Source organism: Streptomyces sp. (genome assembly GCF_035563135.1).
Taxonomy (GTDB): domain Bacteria; phylum Actinomycetota; class Actinomycetes; order Streptomycetales; family Streptomycetaceae; genus Streptomyces.
The window spans coordinates 1-7,126 of the sequence record NZ_DATMVN010000357.1 but is presented as its reverse complement, the minus strand read 5'-3'; the positions used below and the strand labels follow the sequence as shown (position 1 = coordinate 7,126).

Genomic DNA, 7,126 nt, shown 5'->3' with positions numbered 1-7,126 from the left:
TCTCCGGGAGGACGCCGGAGGACCTCTCGCTCGTCGAGCCGGGCTTCATGGAGCGGCACGGCATCGAGCTGCGCGTCGGCGACCCGGCACAGAGCATCGACCGTGAGGCACGCACCGTCACCGCGCGCTCCGGGGAGGCCTTCTCCTACGACACGCTGGTGCTGGCCACCGGCTCGTACCCCTTCGTCCCGCCCGTGCCCGGCAAGGACGCCGAGGGCTGCTTCGTCTACCGCACCATCGAGGACCTCCTCGCGATCGAGGAGTACGCGAAGACGGCGAAGACCGGCGCGGTCGTCGGCGGCGGGCTCCTCGGCCTGGAGGCCGCGGGCGCGCTGAAGGGACTCGGACTCGACACCCACGTCGTGGAGTTCGCCCCCCGGCTGATGCCGGTCCAGGTCGACGAGGGCGGCGGCGCCGCGCTGCTGCGCACCATCGAGAACATGGGTCTGACCGTCCACACGGGTGTGGGCACCCAGGAGGTCACCGCGGGTGAGGACGGCCGCGTCGACGGCATGTGCCTGTCGGACGGCTCCTCGCTCGACACCGACCTCGTCGTCTTCTCCGCCGGCGTACGTCCCCGGGACCAGCTGGCCCGGGACTGCGGACTGGCGGTCGGCCCGCGCGGCGGCATCGTCGTCGACGAGGAGTGCCGCACCTCCGACAGCGCGGTCTTCGCGATCGGCGAGTGCGCGCTGGCCTCGGACGGCCGGGTCTACGGCCTGGTGGCGCCGGGTTACGAGATGGCGCTGGCGGTCGCCGAGGTGATCGCGGGCAGCGCGGCCTCCTTCACCGGTGCCGACCTCTCCACGAAGCTGAAGCTGCTCGGTGTGGACGTGGCCTCCTTCGGCGACGCGCACGGCGCGGCCGAGGGCTGCCTCGACGTCGTGTACGCGGACTCCCGCTCGGGGGTCTACAAGAAGCTGGTGATCGGCCAGGACGGCACGCTGCTCGGCGGTGTCCTGGTCGGTGACGCCGAGCAGTACGGGACGCTGCGGCCGATGACCGGCACGGTGCTCCCCGTCGCCCCGGAGCAGCTGGTACTGCCGGCCGGTGCGGGCGGCCCGGTCACCCTCGGCCCGTCCTCGCTGCCCGACGAGGCCGTGATCTGCTCCTGCCACAACGTCACCAAGGGCGCGATCTGCGAGCACACCACGCTGCCGGAGGTGAAGAAGTGCACCAAGGCCGGTACGGGCTGCGGCAGTTGCCTCAAGGTCATCGGGCAGCTGCTTCCGCAGCCCGAGGACCAGGGGCTGTGCGGCTGCTTCGCGTACACCCGCAGCGAGCTGTACGAGATCGTCCGCACCCTGGGCGTGACGACGTACGCCGACCTCCTGGACTCGCACGGCCGGGAGGCCGCCCGTGGTGGTGACGGCTGCGAGGTCTGCAAGCCCACGGTCGGCTCGGTCATCGCGTCGCTGGCCCCGACGGTCGGCGCGAGCGGCTACGTCCTGGACGGCGAGCAGGCGGCCCTCCAGGACACCAACGACCACTTCCTCGCCAACCTCCAGCGCAACGGCTCGTACTCGGTCGTGCCGCGCATCCCCGGCGGGGAGATCACCCCGGAGAAGCTGATCGTGATCGGCGAGGTGGCCCGGGACTTCGGCCTCTACACGAAGATCACCGGTGGTCAGCGGATCGACCTGTTCGGCGCCCGCGTCGACCAGCTGCCGCTGATCTGGACCCGTCTGGTGGACGCCGGCTTCGAGTCCGGGCACGCCTACGGGAAGTCGCTGCGCACGGTCAAGTCCTGCGTGGGGCAGACCTGGTGCCGCTACGGCGTGCAGGACTCGGTGAAGATGGCGATCGACCTGGAGCTGCGCTACCGGGGGCTGCGCTCCCCGCACAAGCTGAAGTCGGCGGTCTCCGGCTGCGCCCGGGAGTGCGCGGAGGCCCGCGGCAAGGACTTCGGGATCATCGCCACGGCGCAGGGCTGGAACCTCTACGTGGGCGGCAACGGCGGCGCCACCCCCCGTCACGCGGACCTGCTCGCCCAGGACCTGTCCGACGCCGAACTGGTCCGTCTCATCGACCGGTTCCTGATGTTCTACATCCGCACGGCGGACCGCCTGGAGCGCACCTCGACCTGGCTGGACCGGATCGAGGGCGGCCTGGACCACGTCCGGGACGTCGTCGTCCACGACTCGCTGGGCCTCTGCGACGAGCTGGAGCGGCTGATGGGCGACCACGTCGCCGGCTACCGCGACGAGTGGGCCGAGACCATCAACGACCCGGAGCGGCTGCGGCGCTTCGTCACCTTCGTGAACGCCCCCGACGCACCCGACCCCTCGGTCAAGTTCGTCCCCGAGCGCGACCAGGTCAAGCCCGACCTGGACATCCTCGCGGGCCCGGTGCTCGCCATCCGTACTCTTGAAGGGACTGCTTCCTGATGACGACCCGGACGCCGGAAACGGCGCAGGACACCCGGACGATCCAGCTCGCGGACGGGGACGGCTGGCTCACGGTCTGCGACCGTTCGCTGCTGACCCCGGGGCGCGGTGTGGCGGCGCTCCTCCCGGACGGCCGGCAGGTCGCGCTGTTCGTGGACCGGGCGGGGCGCGCGTACGCGATCGACAACCGTGACCCGTTCACCGGTGCGTACGTCCTGTCCCGTGGCCTGGTCGGCTCCGCACAGGGGCGGCCCTTCGTCGCGTCGCCGCTGCTGAAGCAGCGCTTCGACCTGGAGACGGGTGCCTGCCTGGACGACGACGACGTCACCGTGCCGGTCTTCCCGGTCCGCGCGGACTGACTCCGTTCCGTTCACCGGGCGTTGCCGCTCCGTCAACTGCGTGCCTCTACTGTCCTGACGTTCGTCCCGCCGGACCGGCCGGTCCGGCGGGCCCTCACGTCACCCGTGGAGTGATCGTGGAACGTCGGACCTTCTTGCGCACAGCGGTGATCGGCAGCTCGGCGGCTGCCTTCGGCGGCACCCTGTGGCGGGGCGCCGCCTTCGCGGACCCGGCCCAGCCGGCCACCGGCCCCTACGGTGCGCTGCAGGCGGCCAACAGCAACGGCATCCTGCTGCCGAGCGGCTTCACCAGCAGGATCATCGCGCGTTCGGGGCAGACCGTCCCCGGCACCTCGTACACCTGGCACAGCGCGCCCGACGGCGGTGCCACCTTCACCGACGGCAGCGGCTGGATCTACGTCTCCAACGCGGAGGTGTCCGCGAGCAGCGGCGGCGGGGCGAGCGCGGTGCGCTTCAACTCCTCGGGGGCCGTCACCTCGGCGTACCGGATCCTGTCCGGCACGAACACCAACTGCGCGGGCGGCCGCACCCCGTGGAACACCTGGCTGTCCTGCGAGGAGGTCACCCGCGGCTTCGTGTACGAGACCGATCCGTGGGGGGTGGACGCCGCCGTGCAGCGCCCCGCGATGGGGCGGTTCAAGCACGAGGCGGCGGCCGCGGACCCCGACCACGGCTACGTCTACCTGACCGAGGACGAGACGGACGGCCGCTTCTACCGCTTCCGCCCCACCACGTGGGGCGACCTGTCGTCCGGCACGCTCCAGGTGCTGGTGGCGGGCACCGCCACCTCGGGCCCGGTCACCTGGAAGACGGTCCCCGACCCCGACGGGTCGCCCACGCAGACCCGCTACCAGGTCTCCGGCGCCAAGGTCTTCAACGGCGGCGAGGGCTGTTTCTACGCGTCGGGCACCTGCTGGTTCACCACCAAGGGCGACAACCGGGTGTGGGCGTACGACGCGGACGCCTCGTCCCTCTCGCTCGCCTACGACGACTCGCTCGTCACCGGCGGCGCCCCGCTGACCGGCGTGGACAACGTCACCCGTGCCGCCTCCGGCGACCTGTACGTCGCGGAGGACGGCGGGAACATGGAGATCTGCCTGATCACCCCGGACGACACCGTCGCGCCGTTCCTGCGGATCAGCGGCCAGTCCGGCTCGGAGATCACCGGCCCGGCGTTCTCCCCGGACGGCAGGCGGCTGTACTTCTCCTCGCAGCGCGGGACCAGTGGGAGCTCGTCCGGCGGCATCACCTACGAGGTCACCGGCCCGTTCCGCTCCTGACGCACTCCGGGGGCAGCGGCCGCGGCGCCGGATCCGCGACCGCTGCCCCGCCGGACGTCAGGCCTGGCCCTCGACCGCGGACGCGTCCATCCAGACGACCTCCCAGATGTGGTGGTCGGGGTCCTGGAAGGAACGGCCGTACATGAAGCCCATGTCCTGGGTCTCGTTGGCGGGCGAGCCTCCCGCGGCGAGCGCGGCGTCGGCCATCTCGTCGACCTTCTCGCGGCTCTCGGCGCTCAGGGCGAGGATGACCTCGGTCGTTCTCGACGCGTCGGCCGTCTCCTTCTTGGTGAAGTCCTTGAAGCGCGGCTCACTGATGAGCATCGCGAAGATCGTGTCGCTGATGACCAGACAGGCCGTCGAGTCGTCGCTGAACTGCGGGTTGAAGCCGAAGCCGAGCTTCGCGAAGAAGTCCTTCGTCGTCTCCAGGTCCTTGACCGGCAGGTTCACGAAGATCATCTGGGGCTGAGACATGATGTCCACTCTTCCGTCCGGCACTCTGCGGTGCTCCCGTGCGCTCCGTGCGAGCGCTTTCGAGAGGTAGACGGCCACGGCCCGCCGAACTCATCGCTGCGGGGCGGGAAGTTTTCCGCGCGCCGCGGCCGCCGCCCGGCACAGGGCCGCCTACCGTCTCGGACCATGAGCGGACCGACGGGCAGACCCCTCACCGAGAAGCTGTCGGACGACACCCTGCGCGGGGCCACCGGCCGCGACTGGCAGGGCTGGTTCGCCGTACTCGACGCCTGGGACGCCACCCGGCGCAGCCACGCGGAGATCGCCGGGTTCCTCGGGACGGAACACAGGATGGGCGGCTGGTACGCCCAGTCGGTCACGGTCGGATACGAACAGGCACGCGGCCTGCGCCAGGTCGGGCAGTCCCCGGCCGGTGACTGGAGCACCTCGGGCAGCAGGACGCTCGCGGCTGCTCCGGAGCGTGTCCTGGAGGCCTTCACCGACCCGGAGCTGCGGGAGCGCCGGCTGCCCGGCGTGGAGCTGTCCGTGAGCAGCCGGCGCCCCGGGAGGTCGCTGGGCGCCGGCTTCCGCGACGCGTCCGGGGACGCCGGGCGGCTCGCGCTGTGGCTGGAGGAGCTGCCGGACGGCCGTACGCGCCTCGGCGTGGGCCACGGGAAGCTGGCCGGCGCGGAGGCGGTCACCCGCTACAAGGCCTTCTGGAAGGAGCGTCTGGCCGTGCTGAAGGCGCTCCTGGAGGCGGAACCCCGCTGACCTGTTCAGGGCACGGCGAGGGGGGCTCCTCCCCTGATCAGCGCGGCACCCAGCGGGGTGAGGGTGTGCAGGACCGAGCTGCCGTGGCGCAGGGTCCGGACCAGGCCCGCCTCACGCAGCACACAGGCGTGCTGGCTCGCCGAGGCCAGGGAGACCCCGGTCCTGCGGGCCAGCTCGCTCGTCGTGCAGCCGTTGTCTATGGAGCGCAGCACCGCGGAGCGGGTGTGGCCCATGAGCCGGCCGAGCCAGGGGCCGGGGTCGGCGGCCGCCGGGGCGCCGGGGTGGGTCACCGGGTAGACGAGGACCGGCGGGAGGGCCGGATCGCGGTAGACGACGGGGGTTCCCCGGCAGAAGAACGAGGGCTGCAGGAGCAGGCCGCGTCCGTCGAGGCGCAGGTCCCGGTCGACGGGGTAGTCCGCCTCCAGCACGGGGGCGCGCCAGCGGATCATCGACGGCAGGGTGGCCAGGAGTTCTTCCGCGCCGCCGTCCAGCAGGGCGCGGCCCCGGACGGCCCGGTCGGCCTCGACGCTCGCCCGGATGTGCGGCCAGTACGGCTCGACCGCGGCGCGGTGGTAGGCGCGCAGGGTGGAGATGAGGCGCCCCAGCGGCTCCGTGCGCCCCTCGGCCAGCGCCTCCGGCAGGACGGCCGGCGCGTGTCCGCCGGACGGCCGCCGCGCCGGGGTGCCGTCTCCGGCCAGCAGCCCGAACTCCTCGCGGACGCGCTGCGCGGGTGTATCGCGCAGCGCCTCCATTCCGGCATCGAGCCCGAACGGTTCGGAGCCTCCGCCGGAAGGCGTCAGGAAGTCGGGGAAATAGCCGCGGGGCGGTACGACCAGGGACAGCAGACGCGCTTCACCATTCAACCGGTTGCGGGATTCCTTCCGCCATTTCCCGAACACCGTGGAACCCCGCCGGTCCCTCAGCCGGTGAAAACTGAGAATGGTCTCCCACATCGCGTCCGGCCTCGTGGCCATCCGCACGCGCGAAAGGTCCACCCCGGACACATGGATACGCAGCACCGAACCCCCACCTGTTGCACCCGCAATTCCCCCCACCGAAGCGTATGCACAGCATCACAGGAGGTCACCACGGGGTTTCGGCCAGAGTTGAAATGCCTCGCCCGTGGCCCCGCCACCCGAAAAGCTGTACGGCGTCGGGTACGCATCCGGCGACACCGAAAGAGCGGGAGAAGGCCGTGGGGGGCTTTGCCCGTTCGGCGGCGGTGAGCGACGGTGCGGCTCCGTACCCGGCAGGGGTAAGCGGGTGCGGTCCGGGGGTGGGGATCCCCGGGCCGCACCCAGCCCGTACCTCCCGGATTTGCGTACCGAATAGCGAAAAGCCGGCCGCCGTAAATGGTTCGCTGTTCAATTGACGAAGCGGCGGCACCCCCGCACAGGGTGCCGCCGCTTCCGGGTGGTCCGGCTCCGCCCCAGGACCGGTGAGGGTGTCCGTGGTCCCCGGCGGTGTCCGGAGTCGTGCGGGGCGCCGGCCGCCCGGGTCTCAGCGGCTGTCGCTGCCCCGCGGTCCGGCGGCGGCGCGGCCCGCTTCCAGCCGGGCGACCGGAATGCGGAACGGCGAGCAGGAGACGTAGTCCAGGCCCACCTCGTGGAAGAAGTGCACCGACTCGGGGTCCCCGCCGTGCTCGCCGCAGATGCCGAGCTTGAGGTCGGGGCGGGTGGCCCGGCCGGCTTCCACGGCGCTGCGCACCAGGGAGCCGACGCCGTCCTTGTCGATCGTCTCGAACGGCGAAACCCCGAAGATGCCCTTCTCCAGGTACGCGGTGAAGAACGAGGCCTCCACGTCGTCACGGGAGAAGCCCCACACCGTCTGGGTGAGGTCGTTGGTGCCGAAGGAGAAGAACTGCGCGGCCTCGGCG

At 71.8% G+C, this 7,126-nt stretch carries 7 protein-coding genes; 4 read left to right on the top strand and 3 right to left on the bottom strand.

Going from position 1 to position 7,126, the window contains the following annotated elements; genetic code table 11:
- From nirB to VN520_RS15545, 3 genes are all read left to right on the top strand, one after another.
- The coding region (gene nirB, locus VN520_RS15555) for a nitrite reductase large subunit NirB (protein WP_325747510.1) at positions 1 to 2,387 on the top strand (2,387 nt) is incomplete at its 5' end.
- Positions 2,387 to 2,746, top strand: coding sequence for a nitrite reductase small subunit NirD (nirD, locus tag VN520_RS15550; RefSeq protein ID WP_325747509.1), 360 nt, complete (start codon positions 2,387 to 2,389; stop codon positions 2,744 to 2,746). The genes nirB and nirD, both read left to right, overlap by 1 nt.
- 116 nt (positions 2,747 to 2,862) lie before the next feature.
- Positions 2,863 to 4,026, top strand: coding sequence for an alkaline phosphatase PhoX (locus tag VN520_RS15545; protein WP_325747508.1), 1,164 nt, complete (start codon positions 2,863 to 2,865; stop codon positions 4,024 to 4,026).
- Between the two features lie 57 nt (positions 4,027 to 4,083).
- Here VN520_RS15545 and VN520_RS15540 read toward each other — a convergent pair whose 3' ends face one another.
- The gene (locus tag VN520_RS15540; RefSeq protein WP_325747507.1) at positions 4,084 to 4,500 is read right to left on the bottom strand and encodes a VOC family protein; all 417 of its coding nucleotides are present in this window, start codon (positions 4,498 to 4,500) and stop codon (positions 4,084 to 4,086) included.
- A 165-nt stretch (positions 4,501 to 4,665) separates the two neighbouring features.
- Here VN520_RS15540 and VN520_RS15535 point away from each other — a divergent pair, with 165 nt between their 5' ends.
- On the top strand, positions 4,666 to 5,250 hold the full coding sequence (locus tag VN520_RS15535; RefSeq protein WP_325747506.1) for a hypothetical protein: 585 nt from the start codon (positions 4,666 to 4,668) through the stop codon (positions 5,248 to 5,250).
- A gap of 5 nt (positions 5,251 to 5,255) precedes the next feature.
- Here the strand turns inward: VN520_RS15535 and VN520_RS15530 are convergent, their stop codons facing one another.
- Both VN520_RS15530 and VN520_RS15525 read right to left on the bottom strand, forming a co-directional pair.
- Positions 5,256 to 6,269, bottom strand: coding sequence for a winged helix-turn-helix domain-containing protein (locus VN520_RS15530; protein WP_325747505.1), 1,014 nt, complete (start codon positions 6,267 to 6,269; stop codon positions 5,256 to 5,258).
- A 481-nt stretch (positions 6,270 to 6,750) separates the two neighbouring features.
- Positions 6,751 to 7,126 (bottom strand): putative PEP-binding protein (locus tag VN520_RS15525; RefSeq protein ID WP_325747504.1); only part of this gene is annotated, 376 nt, incomplete at its 5' end.